Annotated in this window: 24 protein-coding genes; 12 read left to right on the top strand and 12 right to left on the bottom strand. The window is 73.3% G+C overall.

Translation table 11 applies throughout. The features are described from left to right. Window positions 1-115: 115 nt before the first annotated feature. The 7 genes from ACWGH1_RS28315 to ACWGH1_RS28285 all read right to left on the bottom strand — a co-directional run bounded on the left by ACWGH1_RS28315 (window position 116) and on the right by ACWGH1_RS28285 (window position 5,754). Window positions 116-475: an NTP pyrophosphohydrolase gene (locus ACWGH1_RS28315; RefSeq protein WP_453409121.1), complete on the bottom strand. Its 360-nt coding sequence runs from the start codon at window positions 473-475 to the stop codon at window positions 116-118. 23 nt (window positions 476-498) lie between these two features. Further along, entirely contained in the window at window positions 499-1,470 is a 972-nt protein-coding gene (locus tag ACWGH1_RS28310) for a phosphatase domain-containing protein (RefSeq protein WP_453409120.1), read from the bottom strand. Window positions 1,471-1,475: 5 nt separating this feature from the next. Next, window positions 1,476-2,684 (bottom strand): RNA ligase, encoded by a 1,209-nt coding sequence (locus ACWGH1_RS28305; RefSeq protein ID WP_453356518.1) that lies wholly within the window; start codon window positions 2,682-2,684, stop codon window positions 1,476-1,478. Between the two features lie 112 nt (window positions 2,685-2,796). Continuing rightward, window positions 2,797-3,231: a VOC family protein gene (locus ACWGH1_RS28300; RefSeq protein ID WP_453356519.1), complete on the bottom strand. Its 435-nt coding sequence runs from the start codon at window positions 3,229-3,231 to the stop codon at window positions 2,797-2,799. A gap of 32 nt (window positions 3,232-3,263) precedes the next feature. Beyond that, window positions 3,264-4,217 carry a tellurite resistance/C4-dicarboxylate transporter family protein gene (locus ACWGH1_RS28295; protein ID WP_453409119.1) on the bottom strand — a complete coding sequence of 318 codons (954 nt, stop codon included), beginning with the start codon at window positions 4,215-4,217 and terminating at the stop codon, window positions 3,264-3,266. Window positions 4,218-4,312: 95 nt separating this feature from the next. Then, on the bottom strand, window positions 4,313-4,939 hold the full coding sequence (locus tag ACWGH1_RS28290; RefSeq protein WP_453409118.1) for an alpha-ketoglutarate-dependent dioxygenase AlkB: 627 nt from the start codon (window positions 4,937-4,939) through the stop codon (window positions 4,313-4,315). 38 nt (window positions 4,940-4,977) lie between these two features. Continuing rightward, on the bottom strand, window positions 4,978-5,754 hold the full coding sequence (locus ACWGH1_RS28285; RefSeq protein ID WP_453357792.1) for a LysR substrate-binding domain-containing protein: 777 nt from the start codon (window positions 5,752-5,754) through the stop codon (window positions 4,978-4,980). Window positions 5,755-5,811: 57 nt separating this feature from the next. Between ACWGH1_RS28285 and ACWGH1_RS28280 the strand changes: the two genes are divergently transcribed. Continuing rightward, entirely contained in the window at window positions 5,812-6,204 is a 393-nt protein-coding gene (locus ACWGH1_RS28280) for a DUF5997 family protein (protein ID WP_453357791.1), read from the top strand. 68 nt (window positions 6,205-6,272) lie between these two features. Here the strand turns inward: ACWGH1_RS28280 and ACWGH1_RS28275 are convergent, their stop codons facing one another. Beyond that, entirely contained in the window at window positions 6,273-7,367 is a 1,095-nt protein-coding gene (locus ACWGH1_RS28275; RefSeq protein WP_453357365.1) for a carboxylate-amine ligase, read from the bottom strand. Window positions 7,368-7,481: 114 nt separating this feature from the next. On the opposite strand from ACWGH1_RS28275, the gene ACWGH1_RS28270 reads away from it, so the two are divergent. After that, window positions 7,482-7,655, top strand: coding sequence for a CsbD family protein (locus ACWGH1_RS28270; protein WP_453357364.1), 174 nt, complete (start codon window positions 7,482-7,484; stop codon window positions 7,653-7,655). An 81-nt stretch (window positions 7,656-7,736) separates the two neighbouring features. Further along, window positions 7,737-8,276 carry a DUF6328 family protein gene (locus ACWGH1_RS28265; protein WP_453357363.1) on the top strand — a complete coding sequence of 180 codons (540 nt, stop codon included), beginning with the start codon at window positions 7,737-7,739 and terminating at the stop codon, window positions 8,274-8,276. 458 nt (window positions 8,277-8,734) lie between these two features. On the opposite strand, the gene ACWGH1_RS28260 is transcribed toward ACWGH1_RS28265, so the two are convergent. Beyond that, the gene (locus tag ACWGH1_RS28260; RefSeq protein ID WP_453357696.1) at window positions 8,735-10,219 is read right to left on the bottom strand and encodes an MFS transporter; all 1,485 of its coding nucleotides are present in this window, start codon (window positions 10,217-10,219) and stop codon (window positions 8,735-8,737) included. A 186-nt stretch (window positions 10,220-10,405) separates the two neighbouring features. Between ACWGH1_RS28260 and ctaD the strand changes: the two genes are divergently transcribed. Both ctaD and ctaF read left to right on the top strand, forming a co-directional pair. Continuing rightward, on the top strand, window positions 10,406-12,079 hold the full coding sequence (gene ctaD / locus ACWGH1_RS28255) for an aa3-type cytochrome oxidase subunit I (protein WP_453355366.1): 1,674 nt from the start codon (window positions 10,406-10,408) through the stop codon (window positions 12,077-12,079). Then, window positions 12,069-12,458 carry an aa3-type cytochrome oxidase subunit IV gene (ctaF, locus tag ACWGH1_RS28250; protein ID WP_453355365.1) on the top strand — a complete coding sequence of 130 codons (390 nt, stop codon included), beginning with the start codon at window positions 12,069-12,071 and terminating at the stop codon, window positions 12,456-12,458. The genes ctaD and ctaF overlap by 11 nt, the downstream gene beginning before the upstream one ends. Before the next feature lie 7 nt (window positions 12,459-12,465). On the opposite strand, the gene qcrB is transcribed toward ctaF, so the two are convergent. Next, entirely contained in the window at window positions 12,466-14,124 is a 1,659-nt protein-coding gene (gene qcrB / locus ACWGH1_RS28245; RefSeq protein ID WP_453355364.1) for a cytochrome bc1 complex cytochrome b subunit, read from the bottom strand. 200 nt (window positions 14,125-14,324) lie between these two features. Between qcrB and ACWGH1_RS28240 the strand changes: the two genes are divergently transcribed. After that, window positions 14,325-14,843, top strand: coding sequence for a DUF1360 domain-containing protein (locus tag ACWGH1_RS28240; protein WP_453355363.1), 519 nt, complete (start codon window positions 14,325-14,327; stop codon window positions 14,841-14,843). 9 nt (window positions 14,844-14,852) lie between these two features. On the opposite strand, the gene ACWGH1_RS28235 is transcribed toward ACWGH1_RS28240, so the two are convergent. Beyond that, on the bottom strand, window positions 14,853-15,398 hold the full coding sequence (locus tag ACWGH1_RS28235) for a cysteine hydrolase family protein (protein ID WP_453355362.1): 546 nt from the start codon (window positions 15,396-15,398) through the stop codon (window positions 14,853-14,855). Window positions 15,399-15,603: 205 nt separating this feature from the next. On the opposite strand from ACWGH1_RS28235, the gene ACWGH1_RS28230 reads away from it, so the two are divergent. From ACWGH1_RS28230 to ACWGH1_RS28205, 6 genes are read left to right on the top strand one after another with little or no spacing between them, the layout of a single operon-like run. Next, a complete protein-coding gene (locus ACWGH1_RS28230; RefSeq protein ID WP_453409117.1) occupies window positions 15,604-17,391 on the top strand; it encodes a thiamine pyrophosphate-requiring protein in 1,788 nt (595 codons plus the stop codon). Window positions 17,392-17,397: 6 nt separating this feature from the next. Continuing rightward, window positions 17,398-17,817 carry a hypothetical protein gene (locus tag ACWGH1_RS28225; protein ID WP_453357569.1) on the top strand — a complete coding sequence of 140 codons (420 nt, stop codon included), beginning with the start codon at window positions 17,398-17,400 and terminating at the stop codon, window positions 17,815-17,817. Window positions 17,818-17,819: 2 nt separating this feature from the next. Next, the gene (locus ACWGH1_RS28220; protein ID WP_453357570.1) at window positions 17,820-18,536 is read left to right on the top strand and encodes a gluconate 2-dehydrogenase subunit 3 family protein; all 717 of its coding nucleotides are present in this window, start codon (window positions 17,820-17,822) and stop codon (window positions 18,534-18,536) included. Further along, window positions 18,533-20,296 carry a GMC family oxidoreductase gene (locus ACWGH1_RS28215; RefSeq protein ID WP_453409116.1) on the top strand — a complete coding sequence of 588 codons (1,764 nt, stop codon included), beginning with the start codon at window positions 18,533-18,535 and terminating at the stop codon, window positions 20,294-20,296. The genes ACWGH1_RS28220 and ACWGH1_RS28215 overlap by 4 nt, the downstream gene beginning before the upstream one ends. Beyond that, the gene (locus tag ACWGH1_RS28210; protein WP_453356570.1) at window positions 20,293-21,399 is read left to right on the top strand and encodes an enolase C-terminal domain-like protein; all 1,107 of its coding nucleotides are present in this window, start codon (window positions 20,293-20,295) and stop codon (window positions 21,397-21,399) included. The genes ACWGH1_RS28215 and ACWGH1_RS28210 overlap by 4 nt, the downstream gene beginning before the upstream one ends. An 11-nt stretch (window positions 21,400-21,410) precedes the next feature. After that, window positions 21,411-23,186, top strand: a complete 1,776-nt coding sequence (locus tag ACWGH1_RS28205; RefSeq protein WP_453409115.1) for a glycoside hydrolase family 15 protein — start codon at window positions 21,411-21,413, stop codon at window positions 23,184-23,186. Here the strand turns inward: ACWGH1_RS28205 and ACWGH1_RS28200 are convergent. Beyond that, window positions 23,167-24,009, bottom strand: coding sequence for a class II glutamine amidotransferase (locus ACWGH1_RS28200; protein ID WP_453353804.1), 843 nt, complete (start codon window positions 24,007-24,009; stop codon window positions 23,167-23,169). The two genes, ACWGH1_RS28205 and ACWGH1_RS28200, sit on opposite strands and share 20 nt — an antisense overlap. Window positions 24,010-24,051: the final 42 nt, after the last annotated feature.

The following is a 24,051-nucleotide window of genomic DNA, read 5'->3' as shown; positions in this document are numbered from 1 at the left end:
GAACACCCGCCCCCGGGGGCGGTGGGGCCGCGGACCCGGGGGCGGGGCGGCGGACCCGCCGCCGGGGCCGCCGGGCGGCCGGCGCCGGGTCGGGGGGCCGGCCTCCCGGCCGTCGTCAGTCACCAGGGTGGACGCTGCGCGGCCCCGCGCACCGCGCCCCGTACGCGCGCACCCGCTCGCGCAGCTCCCGGTCCGCCGTGACCACGACCAGGGCGGCGGCGTCACCGCGCTCCGCGTAGGCGGCCACCAGCTCCACGATCCGGTCGTCGCCGCTGCCGGAGGCCGCGTCCACCCGTACGCCGGGCACGGATTCGACGCCCTTGGCGGCGCCTTCCACCACGAGGACGATCTCCTCGCCCGCCTCCCGCCGCGCGAGCCGGTCGCGCAGCCGCTCGGCCGCGCCGCGCCGGTCGCGCCACCAGCCGTCCGGGACGGATCCGACGACGTTCGCGGCGTCCACGATCAGTACTTCCACAGGTACGACTGTCGCAGACCGGCTCAGAAGTCGCCGTAGTTGACCTGCCAGGTCGGCAGGCCCATCCGGCGCCAGACGGCCACGACGCGGTCCCGGTCGTCGAGCGAGACGCGGACCGCGTACCGGTGGCGCACGTGCGCGTCGAACAGGCCCGCCTTCACCACGTCGTCGCGGCGCTGGTCGCCGGCCGCCCGCATCCACAGCTCGTCGTACGGGACCGCGTGCCGCTCCAGCCACTCCTCGGTCTGCGGGCGGTGTTCCTCGCTCCGCCCGGAGAGCAGCACCACCACGTCCCCGTCGGCGCGCCGGAAGGCGTCCAGGGCGCGCCGTACCGGCTCGTTCAGCAGGTCCAGTCCGCAGCGGGTGAAGTCGTACGGTCCGCGGTCGCCGGTCAGCGCCAGCGTGCCGTCGATGTCGCACATCACCGCGGCGGGCAGCGCGGGATCGGGGACGTACGGCTCGACCGGAGGCTCGTCGCCCAGCCACTCGGCGGTCAGCTTCCACCCGCCCTTGCGGGACTTGGCGTGTTTGCCGGCCAGGATCCGGATGATCTCCTCGCCCACCGGCCGCTCCCGTGCGGCGTCGCGGCGCACGCACTCATCGACGGGCACGTCCGTGAAGTCGTGGACGACGAAGGCGGCGAGCCCGGCGACGGCGGCCTTGAGGCGCTTGGGGATGTGCGGGGTGAGGTGGGTGTTGTCGACGACGACGTCGAACCCGCCCGCCACGGCGGCCCGCACCGCCGCGTCCTGGACGTCCAGCGCGGTCTGTTCGTGCGCGTACGAGAGGCCGCGCCCGTGGCCGCCGCCGTCGAGCATGATCCGCAGGTCATCGAGGTTCACCCGGCGCAGCCGGCCGCCGGACGCCGCCTGGAGCGCCCGGGCGGCGGTGGTCTTGCCCGAGGCGGGCAGGCCGGTCATGACGTGCACGACGGGGCGGGTGGGGGCTGCGGGGGCCGCCGGGGCGGTGTCGGGGGCGGCCGGTTCTGCGGACACGGGGTTCAGTTCTCCTCGTCGGTGGTGAAGGGATCGGCCGATTCCGGCCGGACGGCGCGCCAGGTGACGAGCTCGGTCTGCTTGCCGTCCAGGCGCAGAAACAGCGCGGCACGCATCCGGCCGTCGGGCAACGCTCGCACCGCCCGCGCGAAGGCGCCGCGGTCGGCGGCCAGGTGGGCCAGCGCCCCGAAGGCCTCGTCGATGCCCCGCTCGCGCAGCGCGGCGGCTTCCTCCAGCCCGGCGATGACCCCGCGCACCCACGCGTCGAACTCGTCGGGCACCTGCTCCAGCAGCGCGTCGAGCGGCTTCCCGCCCGAGGCCTCGACGTCGGCGACGCTGCAACCCAGGCCCTGCGCGATCTGCTTGGCGGGCAGGCCGGCGAAGCGCTGGATGCCGTGGCCGCGCCAGACGTCGCGCTCGGTGACGCCGGTGAGCACCTTGTGCAGGCGTACGTATTCGGCGATCTTGGCTTTGACCCGGACGCCCGAGGCGAAGCGCAGCACGAAGCCCTCGGCGTCGGTGCCGGTGGCCGGGGCACCGCCCGGCAGGGTGTTGGTCTCGGTGAGCGCGAGGAGCCGGGCGAGCGTCATCGCCGGCCACACGGTGACGACCGAGCCGATCTCCCGCCAGTGCCCGGCCGCTTCGGCGAGCGGCAGCTCCGTGCCGTCCTGGCCGAAGGCGGCGAGGAGGACCAGGTCGCGGCGGTCGCCGTAGTCCACGACGATCCGGTTCTGCGGGTACAGGATCTCGGCGAGGTAGGTGACGCCCGGGACGAGGTGCGCGGTGTCGCGGCCGTCGAGACGGCGCTGCGCCCAGGTGGCCTGCTCGCTGATGAAGGAGCCCTTGGAGGCGACCCGCCAGGCGCCGGCGTAGTGGAACACGACCCCGAGGCTGCCGTCGACCTTGTCGTACACCTCGAACGGCTCGTCGGGCAGGGCGGCCGCGTAGGGCTGACCCGACTCGTGCTCGGCCACGTTGAAGAACTTCGGCAACGGCAGGGCGACGATCCGCCCGGTGGCGTCGTCGGCGACGAGGCCCCGGCAGCGCGTGGTGACCTGGTTCCAGACCCGCTCGTACTGGGCCGTGCGGGTGTAGGTGTAGATCGACAGCGGCAGTTGCGGGTGCGCCTTGCGGGTCACGTGGCCGGCGTCGATCGCCGCCTTCAGTTCCGGTGCGGGCAGCAGGTCATGCAGAGTCAGGAAAGCCTGGCTCATGGGGTCCTCCCGGTTTGAGATGGTTCATTCTCACGTGCGGGAGGGTGGCCCGATACTCAATTATGACTGGTCGCAGGGCACGCCTTCGGCGCCGGGCGGCGGGCGCCGGGCGTCAGTGGGAGACGCAGAGTTCGTTGCCCTGCGGGTCGGTGAGGGTGGTCCAGGCGAAGGGGCCCTGGTGGCTTTCGTGGAGGCGCGTGGCCCCCTTGGCGATGAGGCGCTCCACCACGGTCCGCGGGTCGTCGGCGCCGGTGCGGACGTCGAGGTGGACGCGGTTCTTGACCGTCTTGGCCTCCGGCACGAGCTGGAAGAGGATCCGGGGCGCCCGTTCCGGGCCGTCCGGGTGACGGATGGCGGCTCCCGCCTTCCAGACGAGCGTGCCGTGGTGGAGGGTGGTGTCGTCCTGGTGGGCCTGGCCCTCCGCGATCATACGGCGGATGAACTCCTCGTCGCTGGGCTCGACTTCCCAGCCGAGGGCGTCGGCCCACCAGTCGGCGAGGGAGTGGGGGGCGTTCGAGTCGACGGTGATCTGGAATGTGTACGCCATGCCGGGACGGTAGTGGGAAGCCGGTGCGCCCGCTACGTGGTTTCCGGGTTCTCGCGCAGGCGGGCGCCGAGGAACGCCGCGAAGGTCAGCGCCCAGGCGGCCACGGCGACCCACAGGAGCACCTCGCCCACGGGCCTGAGCCAGCCGGCGCCGGTGGGCACGGCGGCGGAAAGGCAGGCGGTGGCCGTCATCCCGAGGGGGAAGACGGTGGACCAGCGGCGCACGTCGTAGCGGGGGCGGGGGCTGCGCAGTTCGGCCGCGAGGAGCACGGCGTACCAGGCGAGCGAGGAGCAGAGCAGGACCAGCGTGAGCGTCCGCAGCACGGTGTGCCCGGCGGCCGTCGAAAGGGGTGACGCGGTGAGCTTCGATCCCGCGAGGGCGCTGATGGACAGCGCCCCGCCGGCCACCCAGTGGTCGCCGGCGCCCGCCGTCACCTCGCGCAGGTCGAAGCGGGCGAGGGCGGTGCCGTACAGCAGCAGCCCGAGGCCGAAGAGGGCCAGGGCGGCCCGGCCGAGCCAGTCCTGGTGGCAGGCGGCGGACAGCTCCGCCGCGAGGACGGCCGGCGCCTGGGTGGCCACGCAGACGAGGAAGGCGGCGCCCGGCAGCCGTCGCCGGGGTGAGTGCCGGATGACCGCGTACAGCAGCCCGGGCCAGAGCGCCGCCGCCAGGGCCAGCAAGGCGGCGGCCGCCACCTGCCAGCCGAGCTGCGAGAGCCGGGCGCCGAGCACGGCGGTGGCGGCCACGGCGGTGAGGGCGGCCGGGGTGTCCGCCTCGGCCCGCAGCCGCCCCCGGTCGCCGGTCAGCCGCGCGGCGAAGCCGGCCGCGAGGGCCAGCCACAGCGCGGCGGTGACGGCGAGCGCGGCGAGGGAGAGCAGGTCGTGGCCGGTCAGGCCCAGGCCGACGGAAATGATGCCGGAGGCCATCACGGCGGCGCCGGCGGCGGGCGGCGGACCGGTCCACCACCGGCGCACGGGCAGGGGGCTCACCCCTCCAGCGGACACCAGCCGGGGACCGGCCGCCAGCCGGCCGGACCCCTCAGCCGGCCGCCCTCGGGCGCTCGGTCCCGGCGGGCCGCCTCGGGTCAGCCGACGCCCCGGGTACGGAACTGGATGCTGATGCGGGGTCCGACGGCCCTCGTGGACTTGGGCACCGCGTGTTCCATGGTGCGCTGGCAGGAGCCGCCCATCACCACCAGGTCGCCGTGGCCCAGCGGCAGGCGCAGCAGCGTGGGACCGCCGTCGCGGGGGCGGATCGCCAGGTCGCGCGGGTCGCCCACGGAGAGGATGGCGACCATGGTGTCCTCGGTGGCGGAGCGGCCGGTGCGGTCGCCGTGCCAGGCGACGCTGTCGCGGCCGTCACGGTAGAGGCACAGTCCGGCGGTGACGAAGGGCTCGCCGAGCTCGTCGGCGTAGTGCCGGCTCAGCGCCGTGCGGGCCTCGGTGAGGACGGGGTGCGGCAGCTCGTCCCCGGCCCGGTAGTAGGACAGCAGCCGGGGAACGGCGACCTCGCGTTCGTACATCCGGCGCCGCTCGGCCTGCCAGGGCACATCGGCGGCGAGCCGTTCGAACAGCGCGTCGGAACCGGTCAGCCAGCCGGGCAGGTGGTCCACCCAGGCGCCGGCCCCCAGGTCGGTGCGGCGCAGCCCGCGGGGCGGGCCGAGCCGGATCTCGTCGGTCTGGTCGAAGAGGGACCCCTGGAGCGCGTGCATGGCTCCAGCGTACTCCCCGGCCCGAACACCTGCTCGAATTACTGGCGCCCCCGGCGGGGCTTGCCGCGGCCGGTGCTCTTGGCGCCCCGGGCGCCGCCGGAGCCGCCGCGCGGGTTCTTGCCGGGGGCCGGCTTGCGGGCCGCGCCGGCCGCCTTGTCGGGGCGCTTGCCCTTCGGCTGCGCGGGGGTCTGCGCCGGGCTCGGCTTGCGTCCCCGCGTGCTGTTGACCGTACGGCCGCGGACGATCCCGATGAACTCCTCCACCAGGTCGGTGGTCTCCTCCTCTGGCCACGACAGCGCGACGCGGGATTCGGGCGCGCCCGTGACCGGCCGGTAGGTGAGGTCCCGGCGGTGGTGCAGCCGGGCGAGCGACTGGGGGACGACGAGCACGCCCACCCCGGCGGCGACCAGCTCGATGGCGTCCGCCGTCGTCTCGGGGCGCTCGATCGCGGGCCGGCCCGGCAGGCTCTCCCACTCCAGGGTGTCGTCCAGCGGGTGGAGCACGATCTCGTCGGCGAGGTCCCCGGTGGAGACCTCCTCCACCGCGGCGACGAGGTGGTCCTTCGGGACCACCACCACGGTGGTCTCGGTGTACAGGGGGATCGCGCTGAGTTCCGTACGGTCGATCGGCAGCCGGACGAAGCCCGCGTCGGCGCCGCCCGCCCGCAGTACGCCGGGCGCCTCGACCGGGGAGACGGGGACGAGGGTCAGCGGGACGTCGGGCAGCCGCTCGTTCCAGATCCGCACCCATTTGGTGGGCGTCACCCCTGGAACGTAGGCGAGCCGGAACTGGGGAGGTACTTCCGAGCCTGTCACCCGGCCAGATTACCGGCCGTGGTCAGAGGTAGCGCACATGCTCGATACCCTGGGGACATGACGTCGCACAAGACCGCCCAGACCATGAAGCCCGCGACCGCGGCGAAGAAGCTGGGTGTGTACCTAGAGGCCACACCCGCCGAGTTCCAGGAGGGTGTCGTCTCGCGCACCGAGCTGAACGCGCTCCAGGCCGATCCCCCCGCCTGGCTGCAGGAGCTGCGACGCAACGGCCCGCACCCCCGGCCCGTGGTCGCGGCCAAGCTGGGCATCTCGATCGCCGGTCTCGCCCGCGGCGGGGTCACCGAGGCGCTCACCACCGAGCAAATCGAGGCGCTCAAGGACGAGGCGCCGGAGTGGCTGCAGAAGGAGCGCGCCACGCAGGCGGAGGTCCGCAAGGAAGCGGTCCGGATCAAGGAGAAGCAGGCGGAGCGGGCGGCCCGCGAGAGCTGACCGCCACGTGTGCGCGAGGGGCCCCGGACCGGCGTCCGGGGCCCCTCGCGCGTGCGTGGTCCGGGCCGTCAGCCGGCCGGGCCCGAGGCCGTGATCAGGTCGGCGAGCGCGGCCATACCGCCCTCGGCGAGCGCGCGGCGCTGGCGGTCGGCCGGGGTGCCCTCGCGCAGCAGCCGGTGCACGAGCGCGCCGACCTCCCGCTGGTCCCCGGACTCCTCCAGGGCGGGGGCGATGTACCCGGTCAACTGGCACAGCACGTCGCCCGCGCTGTGCCGCTGCCCGCGCGGGTCCACGAGGGTGCCGTTCAGGCCGTGCCGGGCGGCGTGCCAGTTCGAGGCCTGCAGCAGTTCGTACGCGCACACGGGTGGTGGGGCTCCCGCGTTCTCCTCGGCGATCGCGGTGGCGACGAGCGCCCGCACGATGCCGGTGAACAGCACGGCGTCGTCCGCCTCCAGCTGGACGTCCAGGCAGCGCACCTCGATCGTCGGGTAGCGGTCCGACAGCCGTGCCTGCCAGTAGAGCTGGCCCCGGTCACCGATGACCCCCGACTCCAGCAGCGCCGCGATGCGCTTCTCGTAGTCCCCGAGGCCGTCGAAGAAGGGCGGCGGTCCGCTGACGGGCCAGCGTCCGAAGACGATGGTGCGCCAGCTGGCGAAGCCGGTGTCCTTCCCGTCCCACAGCGGCGAGTTCCCCGACATGGCGAGCAGGGTGGGCAGCCAGACGCGGATCCGGTTGAGCACGGCGACCCCCATCTCCCGGCTCGGGACCGCGACGTGCACGTGCATGCCGCAGATCAGCTGCTCGTCGACCAGCCGCCGGGCCTCCTCGTGCATCCGCAGGTAGCGCGGTTTCTGGGTGACGGCGGGGGGCGTGCCCTCCTTGAGGGGCGCGGTGGCGGACATCGCGACCCGGCAGCCCTTGGCCTCCGCCGCGGACGCCACGGCGTGCCGCAGGCGCAGCAGGTGGCCGCCCACTTCCCCGAGGTCCGTGCAGATGGGCGTGGCGACCTCGATCTGGGCCTGGAGGAGTTCGTCCTGTACTTCTCCCTCGTCCACGAACGACCCGAGGCCGGCCGCGGCGCGCACCTCTTCGACCAGGGGCATCGGCAGGTGGGTGTGCGGGTCCAGCAGGACGTACTCTTCCTCGACCCCGACGGTGATCATGTCCGTCGGCTACCCGTGGACCGCGGCATGAATTCCGCCCCTCCGCGTTTGCGGCGGCCGTTCGTGGTCAGACGCTTCAAGGTCCGCATTTCCCTTTCGGATGGAGTGAGAGCCATGGCTGGTGACGAGAAGGCGAAGTCCAAGGGCGAGCAGGCCAAGGGCAAGGTCAAGGAAGCCGCGGGGCGGGCCGTCGGAAACGAACGGCTGACCGCGGAGGGCCGCGCCGAGCAGGCCAAGGGCGATGCCCGGCAGGCCAAGGAGAAGATCAAGGACACCCTCAAGGACTGACTCCTTTCCTCCAGCTCTTCCCGTGCCTCCCGAGCGCCCTCGCGGCGCCGGGAGGCACCTTCCGTTCCCCGAGGAGGACCCATGCCGACCAGTGACGCCGGGGGCGAGGCCGACCGCGGTGCGCGGGACCCCCGCGACGGCCGCCGGGACGACGGCCGCCACGAGAGTCCCGAAGAGCGGGCGGACCGCCAGTGGGGCGAATTGGTGCAGGAGATCCGCGTGGCCCAGACGGGTGTGCAGATCCTCTTCGGCTTCCTCCTGACCGTGGCCTTCACCCCCGTCTTCCAGCGACTCGCCCAGACGGACCGGACGATCTACTTGGTCACCGTCATCCTCGGCTCGCTGGCGACCGGGGCCCTGATCGGCCCCGTCGCCTTCCACCGCATCGTCTTCCGCCGCCGCATCAAGCCGGAGGCGGTGACCTGGGCATCGCGGCTGACGATGACGGGCATCGTGCTGCTCCTGATGACCCTGTGCACGGCCCTGCTCCTCATCCTGCGGGTGGCGACGCACGACGCGCTCGTCCCGTGGCTGGTGTCGGGGGTGCTGGCCTGGTACCTGCTGTGCTGGTTCGCACTCCCGATGTGGGTGCGCCAACGGCACACCACCCAGCGCAACTAGTCGGGTGGTTCCTGCGCCGGAGGCTGTTCGGCGGGCGACGGCGCCGCGGGACCGGGGTCCGGCGGTGTCTTCCCCGGCTCGGCGGGCCGCGGGTCGCGCGGGACCGCGCCGGGGCCGGGGGCCGGCCCCGGGCCCTCGGGCTGCGGGGTCTTCGGGTCGTGGCCCGGTGTATCCGGCCGTTGGGCGGCCGGCTGCCGGTCCTGTGGCTCCCGGCCGGTCCGTGGTGGCTCAGTGGCCCGGTCCATGCGGTTCACCTCGGCTTTCCGTCTCGTGCGCGCGTCACCAGGTGCGGTCGACGCGTCCCTCCGCTTGCCCGGGGTCCCGGTCTCCAATCCACTTCACGCTGTGGTTCCGACGTTCCGAGTAGACCCGGTCCGGGCGGTTTCCGCATGGTTTCGTACGCGACTCGGCCCCCGGGGCCGTACGGCGGCTTCCGGGGGCCGGGGCGGGGCAGGGGTTCAGCCGCCCGCCGGGCGGGCGGCCGGGGCGGGCTGGGCGGCCCGGGCCGACAGCGGGGTGGCGATCTGCTCCAGCGAGCGGCCCTCGGCGGCGACGGCGAAGAAGACCGCCACCACCCCGGCCGCCACCATCAGGGAGGCACCCACGCAGAACGCGATCACCGCGTCGCTCACCACGCCGCTGGAGGTCAGCTCGGCGAAGAGCAGCGGGCCCGAGATGCCGCCGGCCGCCGTGCCGACGGCGTAGAAGAAGGCGATCGCCATCGCCCTGGTCTCCATCGGAAAGATCTCGCTGACGGTCAGGTAGGCCGAGCTGGCGCCCGCGGAGGCGAAGAACAGCACCACGCACCAGCAGGCGGTCATGGTCACCGCGCTCAGCCGGCCGGCGCCGAAGAGCCACGCCGTCCCGAAGAGCAGCAGCCCCGAGAGGATGTACGTACCGGCGATCATCGGGCGGCGGCCGGCGGTGTCGAAGAGCCGGCCCAGCAGCAGCGGTCCGAGGAAGTTGCCGAAGGCGATGACCGCGAAGTAGTAACCGGTGTTGCCGGACGGGACGTCGAAGAACCGGACCAGGATGCTGCCGAACCCGAAGGTGATCGCGTTGTAGAGGAAGGCCTGGCCGATGAAGAGCGACAGTCCGAGGACGGCCCGGCGGGGATAGTCCCGGAAGACCGTCTTGGCGATCTCGCCGAAGCCGGTGCTGCGCCGCTGGGTGACGGTGATGGCGTCGCCTGGCTCCGGCAGCGGCCGGCCCTTCTCCTCCTCCACGCGATGTTCGACCTCGGTGACGAGCTCCTCCGCCTCGGCCGCCTTGCCGTGGATGAACATCCAGCGCGGGCTCTCGGGTACGTGTCGGCGCACCAGGAGGATCACCAGGCCCAGGACCACGCCCAGCGCGAAGGTCAGCCGCCAGCCCAGCCAGGCCGGGAAGAGGTCGGTGTCGAGGGCGAGGACGGACAGCAGTGCCCCGGCGACCGCGCCGAGCCAGAAGCTGCCGTTGATGATGAGGTCGACGCGGCCCCGGTACTTGCTGGGGATCAGCTCGTCGATCGCAGAGTTGATCGCCGCGTACTCGCCGCCGATGCCGAATCCGGTGAGGAACCGGAAGACGAAGAACCACCAGGCGGAGAAGGAGAGCGCGGTCAGGGCGGTCGCCGCCAAGTAGAGGGCGAGCGTGATGAGGAAGAGCCTCTTGCGACCGAACAGGTCGGTCAGCCGCCCGAAGACCAGCGCCCCGGCGCAGGCGCCGGCCACGTACAGGGCGGCGGCCGTGCCGGTGACTTGGGCGTCCGTGATGTCGAGCCCGCTGCCCTGCTCGGAGAGCCGGCTGGCGATGTTGCCGACGATGGTGACTTCCAGACCGTCCAGGATCCATACGGTTCCCAGCCCGATCACGATCATCCAGTGCCATCGGGACCAGGGGAGCCGGTCCAGTCGCGCGGGGACCTTCGTGGTGACGGTCCCCTGTTCCACAAGATCAGCCATGCCCCGGCGTCTGCCCTGCGCGTCCGGCCGTAAACCCGCCGTAAAGGCGGCCGGCGGCAGCCTGCTCGGGCGACACGGGGCGCCGATTCGGGCGCGCCGCCGGTCCTGACGGCCCGTCGGCCTGTAGGGCAGACGTACGGCACGGGGGCCGCGGGCCCCCGGTGCCGCGAGGCTCCTGGAGGACGGATGACGTCGGTGGACCGCGCACCGGATGCGGCACCCCCGGATGACCGGCCGTCAGCCGGCACCGAGCGGCGGACCCGTCACGGCACGACCGTGCTGCGCTGGCTGTCGACCACCGACCACAAGGTGATCGGCAGCCTCTACCTCGTCACGGCGTTCGGGTTCTTCCTCCTCGCGGGTCTGCTGGCGATGGCGATGCGGGCCGAACTCGCCCGTCCGGGAATGCAGTTCCTGTCGAACCAGCAGTACAACGAAGCGTTCACCATCCACGGCACCATCATGATGCTGCTGTTCGCGACGCCGACCTTCACCGGCTTCGCCAACGCGCTGATGCCGTTGCAGATCGGCTCGCCCGACGTGGCCTTCCCCCGGATGAACGCCTTCACCTACTGGGTGTACCTGTTCGGCGGCCTGATGGTGCTGGGCGGGTTCCTGACGGCGGACGGGCCGGCCGCCTTCGGCTGGTTCGCGTACGCGCCGCTGAACGGCGCCGCGCACTCCCCCGGCACCGGGCCGGACCTGTGGGTCATGGGGCTGGCGGTGGCCGGGCTGAGCACGATCCTAGGGTCGGTGAACTTCATCGCGACCATCGTGTGCCTGCGGGCGCCGGGGATGACGCTGTTCCGGATGCCGATCTTCACCTGGAACGTGCTGTTCACCTCGATCCTGGCGCTGCTGGCCTTCCCCGTGCTGACCGCGACGCTGCTGGCCCTGGAGGCCGACCGGAAGTTCGGCGCCCACGTCTTCGACCCGGCGAACGGGGGCTCCCTGCTGTGGCAGCACCTCTTCTGGTTCTTCGGGCATCCGGAGGTGTACATCGTGGCCCTGCCGTTCTTCGGGGTGATCAGCGAGATCGTCCCGGTGTTCAGCAGGAAGCCGATGTTCGGCTACCGGGCCCTGATCGGGGCCACCATCGCCATCACGGGACTGTCGGCGACGGTGTGGGCGCACCACATGTTCGCGACCGGCGCGGTGCTGCTGCCCTTCTTCTCCCTGCTGTCCTTCCTGATCGCCGTCCCGACTGGCGTGAAGTTCTTCAACTGGATCGGGACGATGTGGCACGGATCGCTGTCCTTCGAGACCCCGATGCTGTGGTCCATCGGTTTCCTCGTCACCTTCCTGCTCGGCGGCCTGTCGGGGGTGCTGGTCGCCTCGCCGCCGCTGGACTTCCACCTGACGGACAGCTACTTCGTCGTCGCCCATCTGCACTACGTGCTCTTCGGGACGATCGTCTTCGCCACCTTCGCCGGCTTCTACTTCTGGTGGCCCAAGTTCACCGGGCTGATGCTGGACGAGCGGCTCGGAAAGATCCATTTCTGGACCCTCTTCACCGGGTTCCAGACGACGTTCCTGGTCCAGCACTGGCTGGGCGAGGCGGGTATGCCGCGCCGGTACGCGGACTACCTCGCGAGCGACGGTTTCACCGTGCTCAACTCGCTCTCCAGTGCGGGGGCCTTCCTGCTGGGCCTGTCCACGCTGCCCTTCCTCTACAACGTGTGGAAGACGCGGCGCCACGGCACGCCGGTCGGGGTGGACGACCCGTGGGGCTGGGGGCGTTCGCTGGAGTGGGCGACCGGATGTCCGCCGCCGCGGCACAACTTCCACGCGCTGCCCCGGATCCGCTCGGAGTCGCCCGCCTTCGACCTGCACCACCCGGAGGTGCGCCGTGAAGGCTGAGGCCTGGCTCTTCACCGGTACGGCCGCGTTCTTCGCGGTGACGACCGCCGTCTACGGCTGGTTCTCCCCCGATCCGGCGGGACGCGCCGCGCTGTGCGTGTCCTTCGTGATGTCGGCCCTGGTCGCCGCCTTCCTGTGGCGGCAGCGGGCACGGGGCGGCGAACGCCCGGAGGACCGCGGGACGGCCGAGGTGCTGGACACCGCCGGGCGGCGGCTCTACTTCCCCGCCCGCAGCTTCGCCCCGGTCCTGACGGCCGCGGGCAGCGCGCTGATCGGTCTCGGCGTGGTCGAGGGCCTGTGGCTGTGCCTGATCGGCTTCGGCGTGCTGCTGCCGGGGGTGCTCGGGTTCGCCTTCCAGGAGCTGGGCCACCCGGAATAGGGGCCGGTCAGCCGTGCCGCGGGGGCAGCGGCTCCTGGTCCGGGCCGGCGAGGGCCGCCGCGATCCGGTGGCGCTGCTCGGCCGTCTCCGGAAAGGGGATCCGGTCGCGGTAGTACCAGGCGCTGAGCGCCGTGCGCGTGCGCTGCGCGAGCCGCCGCGCCGCTCCGCCCGGCACCGGGCCGGCGGGCTCCAGGGGCCGGGGCAGGTCCCGTACGAGTACGGCGCGGCGGACGGAGCGGGGCGGGACCGCGTGCTCAGGGTGGAAGCCGCCTTCCGGGCCCTGGCGCACCAGGCCGGTCTCCTCACCCTCGGTCAGCAGGTCCCGGTCACGGGCCTGCAGGGCCAGGCAGAGCCGCTTGGTCAGCCAGAAGGCGCCCGCCGGCACGGCGAAGAAGCCGGCGCGCAGCACCCAGGTCACGCCCGAGACGGGGACGTCGAAGACGAAGGCGATCACGTCCTGGCCACCGGCGATGAGCAGTACGGCGTAACAGGACAGGGCCGCCACGCCCAGCCCGGTCCGGACGGGCCGGTTGCGCGGCCGGTCGCACAGGTGCCGTTCGCCCGTCGGGCCGGTGACCCAGCGCTCGAAGTAGGGGTAGGCGTACAGGACGGCGAAGAGCAGCCCGGGCAGGACCACCCCGGTCAGCAGCGGGTTCCACGACACGGTGTGCCCCCACAGCCGGGTCTCCACGCCGGGCATCAGGCGCAGCGCTCCCTCCAGGAACCCGACGTACCAGTCGGGCTGGGAGCCGGTGGAGACGATGTCGGGGCGGTAGGGGCCGTACGCCCAGACCGGGTTGACCTGCGCCAGCGCGCCGAGGGCCGCCAGCAGGCCGAAGACCATGAAGAAGAGGCCGCCGGACTTGGCGAGGTACTGGGGGAAGAAGGGCAGGCCGACGACGTTGCGGCCGGTCCTGCCGGGGCCGGGCCACTGGGTGTGCTTGAGGGTGACGACCAACAGGAGGTGCAGTGTGATCAGGCCCAGCAGCAGGCCCGGGACCAGCAGGATGTGGACCGGGTAGAGCCGCGGCACGAGGTCGTGGCCCGGGAACTGGCCGCCGAAGACGAACATGCCCAGGTACGTGCCGGCCACCGGGACGGAGAGCACGATGCCCTGGGCGATGCGCAGTCCGGTGCCGGAGAGCAGGTCGTCGGGGAGCGAGTAGCCGCAGAAGCCTTCCAGCAGGGAGAGCAGGAACAGGGTGACCCCGACGACCCAGTTGGCTTCGCGCGGGCGGCGGAAAGCGCCGGTGAGGAACACGCGCAGCATGTGGGAGCCGATCGCGGCGAGGAAGAGGATCGCCGCCCAGTGGTGGGTCTGGCGGATCAGCAGTCCGCCGCGCACGTCGAAGCTGATCCGGAGGGTGGAGAGGTAGGCCCGGGACATCCGTACCCCGTACAGGGGTGCGTAGGAGCCCCGGTAGGCGCTCTCGGTCATCGACGGCTCGAAGAAGAAGCTGAGGTAGACGCCGGTCAGCAGCAGGACGAGGAAGCTGTACAGGGCGAGCTCCCCGAGCAGGAACGACCAGTGGTCGGGGAACACCTTGCGCAGCGTCCCGCGTGCCAGTTCCGCCAGGGGCAGCCGGGCGTCGGCCCGGTGGGCGCCGCGCACCGCCGCGCGGCGCGCCCGGTCCCGCGGCCGAGTCCTGCGCCGTGATCCCAGCACCCGGGGGCACCTCCTGTCCGCGTGGTCGGCATCAGGGGCCACTGTGCCGGGCCCGGCGCCCGGGACCGGTCGGCGCGCCCGTAGGGGGACCGGCAGTCACCTGGTCAGGCATACCCGCGGGCGGGGGGGCGTGGGCGGGCCCGGTCCGGGTAGGCGCCGACGGACACCACGTCCGGCCACGGAGAAGTCTGGAGTCTTCTATGGACCTCACCCGAGCAGTGAGCGGTGCCCGGCGCCGCGCGGACCGCGAGGAGCGGGCCTACGCGGGCGACGAGGAGCGGCCGCTCAAGGGGTACCTCGCCCTCACGGGGGTGTACGGCGCGGGCGTCGCGGGGCTCGTGGCGGCGGCCCGGGCCGCGCGCAGGCCGGTGCCCAGGCTGTCCCCGTACGACGTGCTGCTGCTCTGCGGCGCCACGCACTGGGTGTCGCACACCCTCGCCAAGGATCCCGTCACCAGTCCGCTACGGGCCCCCTTCGCCCGCTACAAGGGCACTTCGGGTCCGGCCGAGCTGGTGGAGGACGTCCGGGGGTCGGGGGGCCGGCATGCCGTCGGCGAGCTGCTGACCTGCCCGTTCTGCCTGAGCTTGTGGGTCGGCACGGGGTTCGGCGCCGGGTACGTGTTCGCGCCCGCCCTCACCCGGTTCGCGGTCGGCTCGCTGGCGGCGCTGACGGGGGCGGACCTGCTCCAGCTCTGCCGCGCCCGGCTCCAGGACGGTTGACGGCCCCGCTCAGAGCGGCAGGTCGGGAGCGTCGGCGGACCGGATCCGGGCGGACATGTTGGTCTCCATCATCCGCAGGGCCGCCTCGGCGAGGTCCCGGTGCAGGTGCGCCACCGCGTCCCGTACGACGGTGACGTCCAGGTGGCGGATGTGGGCGTCCAGCGCGGAGTACAGCACGCACTGTTCGGTCGCCTGCCCGCACAGCACCAGGTGGTCGACGTCCAGCTGCCCGAGCAGGTAGGCCAGCGGCGTCTCGAAGAAGATCGAGTGGCGTGCCTTGAGCACGAAGAGGGAGTCCTCGTCCGGCAGCAGCGGCTTCACCAGGTCGGCGTGCGGGCCGTCGAGGGCGGTCTCCAGGATCTCGCCGTGATCGGAGCGCCACTGGCCGAAGTTGTCGTTGACGTAGAGGACCGGGGTGAGGCCGCCGCGCCTGGCGCGCTCCAGGAGGAGCCGGATGCGGGGCACGGCCCGGCGGGCGGAGGGCAGCAGCAGTTCCGCGTCGGCGTGCTCGTACCGGTTGATCATGTCGATGACGACGAGTGCGCTTCCTGCCATGTCCTGACCTCCCGTGCCTGCGCTGACGGTCCGCGAACGCACCTCCGGTCCTCGGCTGCTACCCGCCCCGCCGTCCCCGATGCCCCACGTGCACCCCCCGTCCGGGGGGTTTGTCCCGCCCGTGGCGGGTTAGCCGCGAAGCAGGGCGCGCAGCGCGCCCCCGGCCCCGTGGCCGGGCCGCAAAGTTGCGAACGGAGTCCGCGCGATGAAGGTCTCGGATCATCTGCTGGAACGGCTGCGCGAGTGGGGCGTGGAGTACGTCTTCGCCTACCCGGGGGACGGCATCAACGGCCTGCTCGGCGCCTGGGGCCGGGCCGGCGACAAGCCGCGCTTCATCCAGGCCCGGCACGAGGAGATGGCCGCCTTCCAAGCGGTGGGCTACGCGAAGTTCTCCGGACGCACCGGCGTCTGCGCCGCTACCTCGGGTCCGGGCGCCATCCACCTGCTCAACGGCCTCTACGACGCGAAGCTCGACCACGTGCCGGTGGTGGCCATCGTCGGGCAGACCGCGCGGACCGCGATGGGCGGCTCCTATCAGCAGGAAGTGGACCTGCTGGCCCTCTACAAGGACGTGGCCTCGGAGTTCTGCGAGATGGTCACGGTTCCGCAGCAGCTGCCGGGTGTCCTGGACCGGGCGATGCGGGTGGCGGCGGCCCGGCGCACGGTCACCGCGGTGATCCTCCCGGCCGACGTGCAGGACCTGGAGTACGAGGCGCCCACGCACGAGTTCAAGATGGTGCCCTCCAGCCAGGGCCTGGGCCGCTTCGCGCCGGTGCCGGCCGACGAGGAGCTGCAGCGGTGCGCCGAGATCCTCAACGCGGGCGAGAAGGTCGCCATGCTCGTCGGCCAGGGTGCGCGGCACGCGCGGGCGGAGGTGGAGGCGGTCGCCGAGGTACTGGGCGCGGGCGCCGCCAAGGCGCTGCTGGGCAAGGACGTACTGCCGGACACCCTGCCGTGGGTCACGGGCTCGATCGGGCTGCTGGGTACCAGGCCCTCGTACGAGATGATGCGCGACTGCGACACCCTGCTGGTGGTCGGCTCCAGCTTCCCGTACAGCCAGTTCCTGCCCGCCTTCGGGCAGGCGCGGGCGGTGCAGATCGATGTCGACCCCTCGATGGTGGGTCTGCGCTACCCGTTCGAGGTCAACGTCGTCGGCGACGCGACGGAGACCCTCAAGCGGCTGCTGCCGCTGCTGGAGCGCAAGACCGACCGGAGCTGGCGGGACGGCATCGAGCAGTCCACCGAGCGGTGGTGGGACGTGATGGAGCGCCGGGCGCAGGTGCCCGCCGATCCCGTCAACCCCGAGCTGGTGGTGCACGCGCTGGACCCGCTGCTGCCGGACGACGCGGTCCTCGCGGCGGATTCCGGCTCGGCCGCGAACTGGTACGCCCGCCACCTGCGGATGCGCGGTGCGATGCGCGGCTCCCTGTCGGGGACGCTGGCGACGATGGGGCCGGGCGTCCCCTACGTCATCGGGGCGAAGTTCGCCTTCCCGGAGCGGCCGGCGATTGCGATCGTCGGCGACGGCGCGATGCAGATGAACGGCATGGCGGAGCTGATCACGATCGCCAAATACTACCGGGAGTGGACCGACCCCCGCCTGATCGTGGCCGTGCTGAACAACCAGGACCTCAACCAGGTCACCTGGGAGATGCGGGCGATGGAGGGCATGCCGCAGTTCGAGCAGTCGCAGAAGCTGCCCGACGTGCGTTACGCCGACTTCGCCACCGGGATCGGGCTGGGCGGCGTCCGGGTCGAGGAGCCCGAGGGCGTGACCGCGGCCTGGCAGCAGGCCCTGGCGGCCGACCGGCCGTTCGTGATCGATTTCCGCACCGACCCCGCGGTGCCGCCGATTCCGCCGCACGCGACCTGGGACCAGTTCAAGGCCACCGCTGCCTCGGTGCTGTACGGCGACAGCGACCGCGGCTCCATGGTCAAGCAGGGACTCAAGTCGAAGATCCAGGAGTTCCTGCCCGGCAGCGGGAAGGAGTGAGGCGCGATGGCGCCGACCCTCCAGGACATCCGGCACGGCCGTTTCGAGCGGTCGCTGTCGCTGCTCGCCTCCGGGGGCGCCCTGGTGACGGCGGCCGAGATCTATCTGGAGCACGACCGGGCGAGCTTCGGCAACCGGATGATGTGGTGGCCGGTCGTACTCGGGCCGCTCGGCGCGGCCGCGGGGATCGCCGGGTTCTTCAGCCCCCGGGCGGCGCACACCGTGCTCCCGGCGGTCTCCGCGGCGATCTTCGCCAACGGGTTGCAGGGCACGTACCTGCACGTACGGGGCATCGCCCGCAAGCCCGGCGGCTGGTCCATGGCCCGCTTCAACGTGGAGACGGGCCCGCCGCTGTTCGCACCGCTGCTGGTCACCATGGTCGGCGGCATGGGGCTGCTGGCCTCCGTCCTGCGCCGGGAGCCGTGACGATGCGCCCGCGCGAGCGGCGCTCCGGGCCGCGGGACGGGTCGGCGCAGTCCCGGACGGTGCCGTCCGGCGAGTCGGGCCGGCGCTTCCCCCGGTTCGACGTGCTCGACCAGGCGGACACCTGGGACGGTGCCACCCGGGCCGTCGTGACGGGGCGCCTCACGCTCCAGCCCGACCTGCGGTTCTTCACGCCGGCCGAGGAGGCGGCCGCCTCCGCGCTCTTCGACCGGCTGCTCGCCCAGGACGGCCCGCCCGGCGTACCGAAGGTGCCGGTGCTCCAGATGGTCGACTCCCGGCTGGCGGAGGGGCAGACCGACGGCTGGCACCACCGGGACATGCCCGAGGACGGCGATGCCTGGCGCACCTCCCTGCGCGGGCTCGACGTGGCGGCCGCCGAGCGGTACTGGACGGACTCCTTCGCAGGGCTGCCGCCGCAGCGGCAGGACGAACTGATCGACGGCATCCGGGTGACGGCGCACGAGACACCCGGCAAGGAGTGGCACGGCATGCCGGCCGGGCACTTGTGGGACCTGTGGATGCGCTACGCCTGTACTGCCTTCTACGCCCATCCCTGGGCCTGGAACGAGATCGGCTTCGCCGGCCCGGCGTATCCCCGCGGGCACTCCCGGCTCGGCGTCGGCCTGCGCGAGCCGTGGGAGCACCCCGACGAGGCGCCCGAGGACCCGGCCGCGCCCGGCGGCGAGAGCCGGCCGCGGTGACGGGGCGCGGCGGGCCGCAGGGCCCGGGCGCCGCGGCCGCCGACCGGGCCCGGGCCCTGCGGGAGACCCTGAAGCTGACCGCGGGCCCGCAGCGGGCGGTACGGGAACGCAACGCCTCGGCCTGGCTGCTGCCCGACGGCGACGCCCGCTTCGACGCCCGCCTGGTGCGCGACATGCGCCGGTTCGAGGACGCCGACGAGGTCGATCTCGTCATCGTCGGCTGCGGGGCGGGCGGCGCCACCCTGGCCCAGCGCATGGCACGCGCGGGCTGGTCGGTGGTGTGCCTCGAGGCGGGCCCGTTCTGGGACCCGGACCGGCACTGGGTCAGTGACGAGGCGGGCTCCCACCACCTCTACTGGACGGAGCCGCGGGTGCTGTCCGGGACCGACCCCGTGCCCCTGGGTTCCAACAACTCGGGCCGGGGCGTGGGCGGTTCCACGGTGCACTTCGCGGGGTTCGTCCCGCGCCTGCACCCGTCCGACTTCTCGATGCTCTCCGACGACGGGATCGGCGCCGACTGGCCGCTGGCCTACGAGGACCTGCGCCCGTCCTACGAGCGGATCGAGCAGGAACTGCCCGTCGCGGGCCAGTACTGGCCGTGGGGCGACCCGCACGCCTACCCGCACGCGCCGCACCCCGTCGGGGGCAACGGCGAGGTCTTCCTGCGCGGCGCGGCGGCCCTCGGCATCGAGGCCCGGGTCGGCCCGGTGGCGATCACCAACGGCCGCTTCGGCAACCGCCCGCACTGCGTGTACCGCGGCTTCTGCCTCCAGGGCTGCAAGGTCAATGCCAAGGCGTCCACCCTGATCACGCACGTACCGGACGCGCTGGCCAACGGCGCGGAGATCCGTACGCACTGCATGGCGACGGCCGTGGTGACGGACGACGGCGGCCGCCTGGCCACAGGGGTGCGGTACCTGCGCGACGGCCGCGAGCACCTCCAGCGGGCCCGTACGGTGGCGGTCGCGGCGTACGCCATCGAAACGCCCCGGCTGCTGCTGAACTCCACCAGCCGCCGCTTCCCCGACGGGCTGTGCAACGACCACGACCTGGTCGGCCGGTACGTCATGGTCCAGGGGGCGCCACAGACCTCGGGCCGCTTCGCCGAGGAGATCCGCGCGTACAAGGCGCCGCCCCCCGAGGTCTCCACGGAGGAGTTCTACGAGAGCGACCGCCGCCTCCCCTACCGGCGCGGCTACTCGGTCCAGACGGTCTCCCCCATGCCCGTCACCTGGGCCGAGCACGTGGCCGCCCAGGGCCACTGGGGCCGCGACCTGCGCCGCTACATGCAGGACTACATCCACTGGGCCACGCTCGGCGCGCTCTGCGAGTTCCTGCCGCAGGCCACCAACCGGGTGACGCTCAGCGGGCAGCGGGACCGCTATGGGCTGCCCGTCGCCGAGTTCTCGCACAGCCTCTGCGACAACGACCGGGCACTCGTGGGCGCCGCCCGCACCACGATGGAGGAGCTCCTGCGCGCGGCGGGCGCGACGGAGGTGATGACCATCGAGCGGTTCGCCCACCTGGTCGGCGGCTGCCGGATGGGCCGCGACGCCCGGCACGGCGTCGTGGACGCCGACCTGCGCTCCTTCGCCGTCCCGAACCTGCTGATCACCGACGGCAGCGTGCTGCCCACCCAGGGCTCGGCGAACCCGGCGCTGACCATCATGGCGCTGGTCGACCGGGCCGCCTCGCGGCTGGCCGCCGGCGCCCGGAGCGGGCTGCGCGCTCCGCTCCCGGTGGAAGGAGGCCGGCGGTGAACGGACGCGCGGACGCCCCGGTGGAGCGGCTGGAGGCGCGGGTGCTGACCGTCCCGACCGACGGTCCGGAGGCGGACGGCACGCTGCGCTGGGACGCCACCACCATGATCCTGGTCGAAGCGGTCGCGGCGGGGGTGACGGGCCTGGGCTGGACGTACGGGGCCGGGGCCGCCGCCGATGTCGTGCGCGAGCCGTTGCGGGGGACGGTGCTCGGGCGCAGCGCGCTGGACGTGCCCGGCGCCCACGAGGCGATGGGCCGCGCCGTGCGCAACGCCGGTCGGCCCGGGCTGGTCGCGGGCGCCCTCTCGGCTGTGGACATCGCGCTGTGGGACCTCAAGGCGCGCCTGCTGGGGCTGCCGCTGGCCGCGCTGCTGGGCCGGGTCCGCCGGGAGGTGCCGGTGTACGGCAGCGGCGGTTTCACCACGTACGACCGACAGCGCCTGGAGGAGGAGCTGGGCGGCTGGCGGGAGCAGGGGATCCCCCGCGTCAAGATCAAGATCGGCGAGTCCTGGGGCTCCTGCGAGGACCGGGACCTCGCCCGGGTCGAGCAGGCGCGGCTGGCGGTCGGCGAGGACGCCGAACTGTACGTCGACGCCAACGGCGGCTACACCCGCAAGCAGGCCGTCCGGGTGGGGCGGGTGCTGGCGGGGCTGGGGGTGACCTGGTTCGAGGAGCCGGTCTCCTCCGACGACCTGACGGGCCTGGCCGTCGTACGGGACGGGGTCACCGCCGACGTGACGGCCGGCGAGTACGGCTACGACCTGCCGTACTTCGCCCGGATGGTGCCCGTCGTGGACTGCCTCCAGGCGGACGCCACCCGCTGCGGCGGGATCACGGGCTGGCTGCGGGCCGCGGCCCTCGCCGAGGCGCACTGCCTCCAGCTCTCCGGGCACTGCGCCCCGCACGCGCACGCCCACGCGGCGGCCGCCGTGCCGAACCTGCGCCACCTGGAGTGGTTCCGGGACCACGTGCGGGTCGAGGAGCTGCTCTTCGAGGGCACCCTCGCGGCGCGCGGCGGTGTGCTGCGGCCCGGCGCGGACGGGGCGCCCGGACTCGGTCTGACCCTGCGAGCCGACCGCGCAGCCGCCTACCGGACGGACTGAGGCGAGTCGCCGTGGTGCCGCGCTCCGATCCCCCGCCGCCCCGGTCGCTGCGCGACTACGCCCTGCTCGCGGACGGTGAGCGCGGCGCCCTGGTGGGCCCGGACGGGGACCTGGTGTGGCTGTGCGTGCCGCGCTGGGACAGCGACGCGGTGTTCGCGGCGCTGATCGGCGGCCCGGGCTGGTACCGGATCGCGCCGGAGGAGCCCGGTGTGGGCAGCGGCCGCTACGAGGAGGGCTCACTGATCTGGCGCGGCCGCTGGGTGGGGCGGACCGGCATCACCGAATGCCGCCAGGCACTGGCCTACCCGGCCGACCCGCACCGCGCGGTGGTGCTGCGGCAGGTGCGGGCGGTGGACGGACCGGCCGACGCGGCGGTGTCCCTCCAGTTGTCGGCGGAGTTCGGTGCCGCGCCCGTACGAGGACTGCGGCGCGCGGAGGACGGCAGCTGGACTGCGCGGGCCGGCGGGCTCCACCTGCGCTGGTCGGGCGCGCCGGGGGCGCGGGTCGAGGAGGGCGGCGACCGGCCGCTGCTGGCCGCGCGGCTACGGCTGGCGGAGGGCGGCGTCCACGATCTCGTCCTGGAGTGCTCGGACCGGCCGCTCGGGCCGCCCGAACCCGCCCACCGGCTGTGGCGGGCCACCGAGGCCCACTGGCGCGAGCGGGTGCCTGACGGCCCCGGCGGCGTACTGGGGGCCCGCGACGCACGCCTCGCCCACACCGTGCTGCGCGGGCTGACGGGCCCGGGCGGGGGCACGGTGGCCGCGGTCACCACCAGCCTGCCCGAGGGGGCCGAAGAGGGCCGCAACTACGACTACCGGTACGTGTGGATCCGCGACCTCTGCTACGTCGGGCAGGCGGTGGCGGCAGCCGGTCCCGGTCCGCTGCTGGACGACACCGTGCGGTTCCTGACCGCCCGGCTGCTGGAGCACGGCGCCCGGCTGCGGCCGGCCTACACCTCCGTCGGCGGGCCGGTCCCGGGCATCCGGCGGCTGGACCTGCCGGGCTATCCCGGCGGGTACGACGTCGTCGGCAACCTGGTCAACCGGCAGTTCCAGCTCGACGTGTTCGGGGAGGCACTGCTGCTCCTGGCGGCCGCCGCACGGCACGGCGCCCTGGACGACGACGGCCGGCGGGCCGTACGGATCGCCGCGGACGCGATCGCCGAGCGGTACGTGCGGCCGGACGCGGGGATCTGGGAACTCCGGGAGGCGCATTGGACCCACAGCCGCCTCATCTGCGCCGCCGGCCTGCGCGCCGCCGCCGCGCACTGCGCGGCCGGCGCGGGCCGGGCGGCCCGCTGGGCGGCCCTCGCCGACCACATCGTGGCCCGGACCGCCGCGGAGGGCCTGCACCCGAGCGGCCGCTGGCAGCGCTCCCCCGAGGACCCGGGCTGTGACGCGGCGCTGCTGCTCCCGGCGCTGCGCGGCGCCCTTCCGGCCGACGACCCGCGCAGCCGGGAGACGGTGCGGGCGGTGGCCGCCGAACTCGGCCGGGACCACTACCTCTACCGGTTCCGGCACGACGACCGGCCGCTACAGGACGCGGAGGGAGCCTTCCTGCTGTGCGGGTTCCTGATGGCGCTGGCCGAGCACCAGCAGGGCCGGCCGGTGGAGGCCGCGCGGTGGTTCGAGCGCAACCGCTCGGCCTGCGGGCCGCCCGGTCTGTACGCGGAGGAGTTCGACGTCGGGCGGCAGGAGCCGAGGGGCAACCTCCCCCAGGCCTTCGTCCACGCGCTGCTGCTCGAATCGGCGGTACGGCTAGGGGGTGTCAGGGGGGCTCGGGGATGAAGGGGAGGTACTCCTCCTCCTCGTCGCCCGTCGGGAGGACGACGTAGCTCGCCTCGGGCAGTTCGTTCCACACGCCGGGCAGATCGCCGAGCGGTTCGGAGACCACCAGGCGGGTCTCGTCGGAAACCTTCCGCAGGTAGGGCAGCTCCGGGTAGAGCTCGCGCACGGTGTCGGCCCTGCTGCTGTAGAACAGCGAACGGGACCGGCCCTGGCTCGAGTAGCGGAACGCCCAGACCTTCTTCCCGTCACTGACGGCGACCGTCATCTGGAGCGGGTCGTCGACCCCGTGCTCCTTCCCGAGGCGTTCGACGAGGCCGGCCATCCGGGCCACCGCTCCCGGCACGTCCTGGTCGAGGCCGAAGGTGACGGCCAGGTAGAACATGACCTCGGAGTCCGTCGAGCCCTCGATGGAGGAGAAGAGCGCCGGGTCGACGGCCATGCACAGGTCCCGCTGGAGCCGGTGGAAGTCCGTGATCGCCCCGTTGTGCATCCACATCCACCGGCCGTGCCGGAAGGGATGGCAGTTGGTCTGCTGGATGGCGGAACCGGTGGAAGCGCGGACGTGGGCGAAGAAGAGCCGCGAGCTGACGTGGGCCGCCAGCTCGCGCAGGTTCCGGTCGTTCCAGGCCGGTCCGATGTCACGGAACACCGCAGGGGTGCCGTCGCCGTGCTCGCTGTACCAGCCGATGCCGAAGCCGTCCCCGTTGGTCGTCTCGACGCCCATCCGGGCATGCAGGCTCTGGTTGATCAGCGAGTGCTCGGGTCGGTAGAGGACGGTGTCGAGCAGGACCGGCGATCCCGAGTACGCGAGCCAGCGGCACATCGGCGGGCACCCCTTTCAGCACATGGTTCGAGCCTAACGCGG

It is taken from the genome of Streptomyces sp. NPDC054883, assembly GCF_053610645.1.
Note: the sequence above shows the minus strand (reverse complement) of the source record. Positions and strands in the feature narration are given on the sequence as shown.

Excerpts from the sequence above, each read along its gene's own strand:
- ACWGH1_RS28305 (WP_453356518.1), bottom strand. The coding sequence starts at position 2,684 with ATGAGCCAGGCTTTCCTGACTCTGCATGACCTGCTGCCCGCACCGGAA.
- ACWGH1_RS28300 (WP_453356519.1), bottom strand. The coding sequence starts at position 3,231 with ATGGCGTACACATTCCAGATCACCGTCGACTCGAACGCCCCCCACTCC.
- ACWGH1_RS28290 (WP_453409118.1), bottom strand. The coding sequence starts at position 4,939 with ATGCACGCGCTCCAGGGGTCCCTCTTCGACCAGACCGACGAGATCCGG.
- ACWGH1_RS28280 (WP_453357791.1), top strand. The coding sequence starts at position 5,812 with ATGACGTCGCACAAGACCGCCCAGACCATGAAGCCCGCGACCGCGGCG.
- ACWGH1_RS28275 (WP_453357365.1), bottom strand. The coding sequence starts at position 7,367 with ATGATCACCGTCGGGGTCGAGGAAGAGTACGTCCTGCTGGACCCGCAC.
- ACWGH1_RS28270 (WP_453357364.1), top strand. The coding sequence starts at position 7,482 with ATGGCTGGTGACGAGAAGGCGAAGTCCAAGGGCGAGCAGGCCAAGGGC.
- ACWGH1_RS28265 (WP_453357363.1), top strand. The coding sequence starts at position 7,737 with ATGCCGACCAGTGACGCCGGGGGCGAGGCCGACCGCGGTGCGCGGGAC.
- ACWGH1_RS28260 (WP_453357696.1), bottom strand. The coding sequence starts at position 10,219 with ATGGCTGATCTTGTGGAACAGGGGACCGTCACCACGAAGGTCCCCGCG.
- ctaD (WP_453355366.1), top strand. The coding sequence starts at position 10,406 with ATGACGTCGGTGGACCGCGCACCGGATGCGGCACCCCCGGATGACCGG.
- ACWGH1_RS28240 (WP_453355363.1), top strand. The coding sequence starts at position 14,325 with ATGGACCTCACCCGAGCAGTGAGCGGTGCCCGGCGCCGCGCGGACCGC.
- ACWGH1_RS28235 (WP_453355362.1), bottom strand. The coding sequence starts at position 15,398 with ATGGCAGGAAGCGCACTCGTCGTCATCGACATGATCAACCGGTACGAG.
- ACWGH1_RS28230 (WP_453409117.1), top strand. The coding sequence starts at position 15,604 with ATGAAGGTCTCGGATCATCTGCTGGAACGGCTGCGCGAGTGGGGCGTG.
- ACWGH1_RS28225 (WP_453357569.1), top strand. The coding sequence starts at position 17,398 with ATGGCGCCGACCCTCCAGGACATCCGGCACGGCCGTTTCGAGCGGTCG.
- ACWGH1_RS28220 (WP_453357570.1), top strand. The coding sequence starts at position 17,820 with ATGCGCCCGCGCGAGCGGCGCTCCGGGCCGCGGGACGGGTCGGCGCAG.
- ACWGH1_RS28200 (WP_453353804.1), bottom strand. The coding sequence starts at position 24,009 with ATGTGCCGCTGGCTCGCGTACTCGGGATCGCCGGTCCTGCTCGACACC.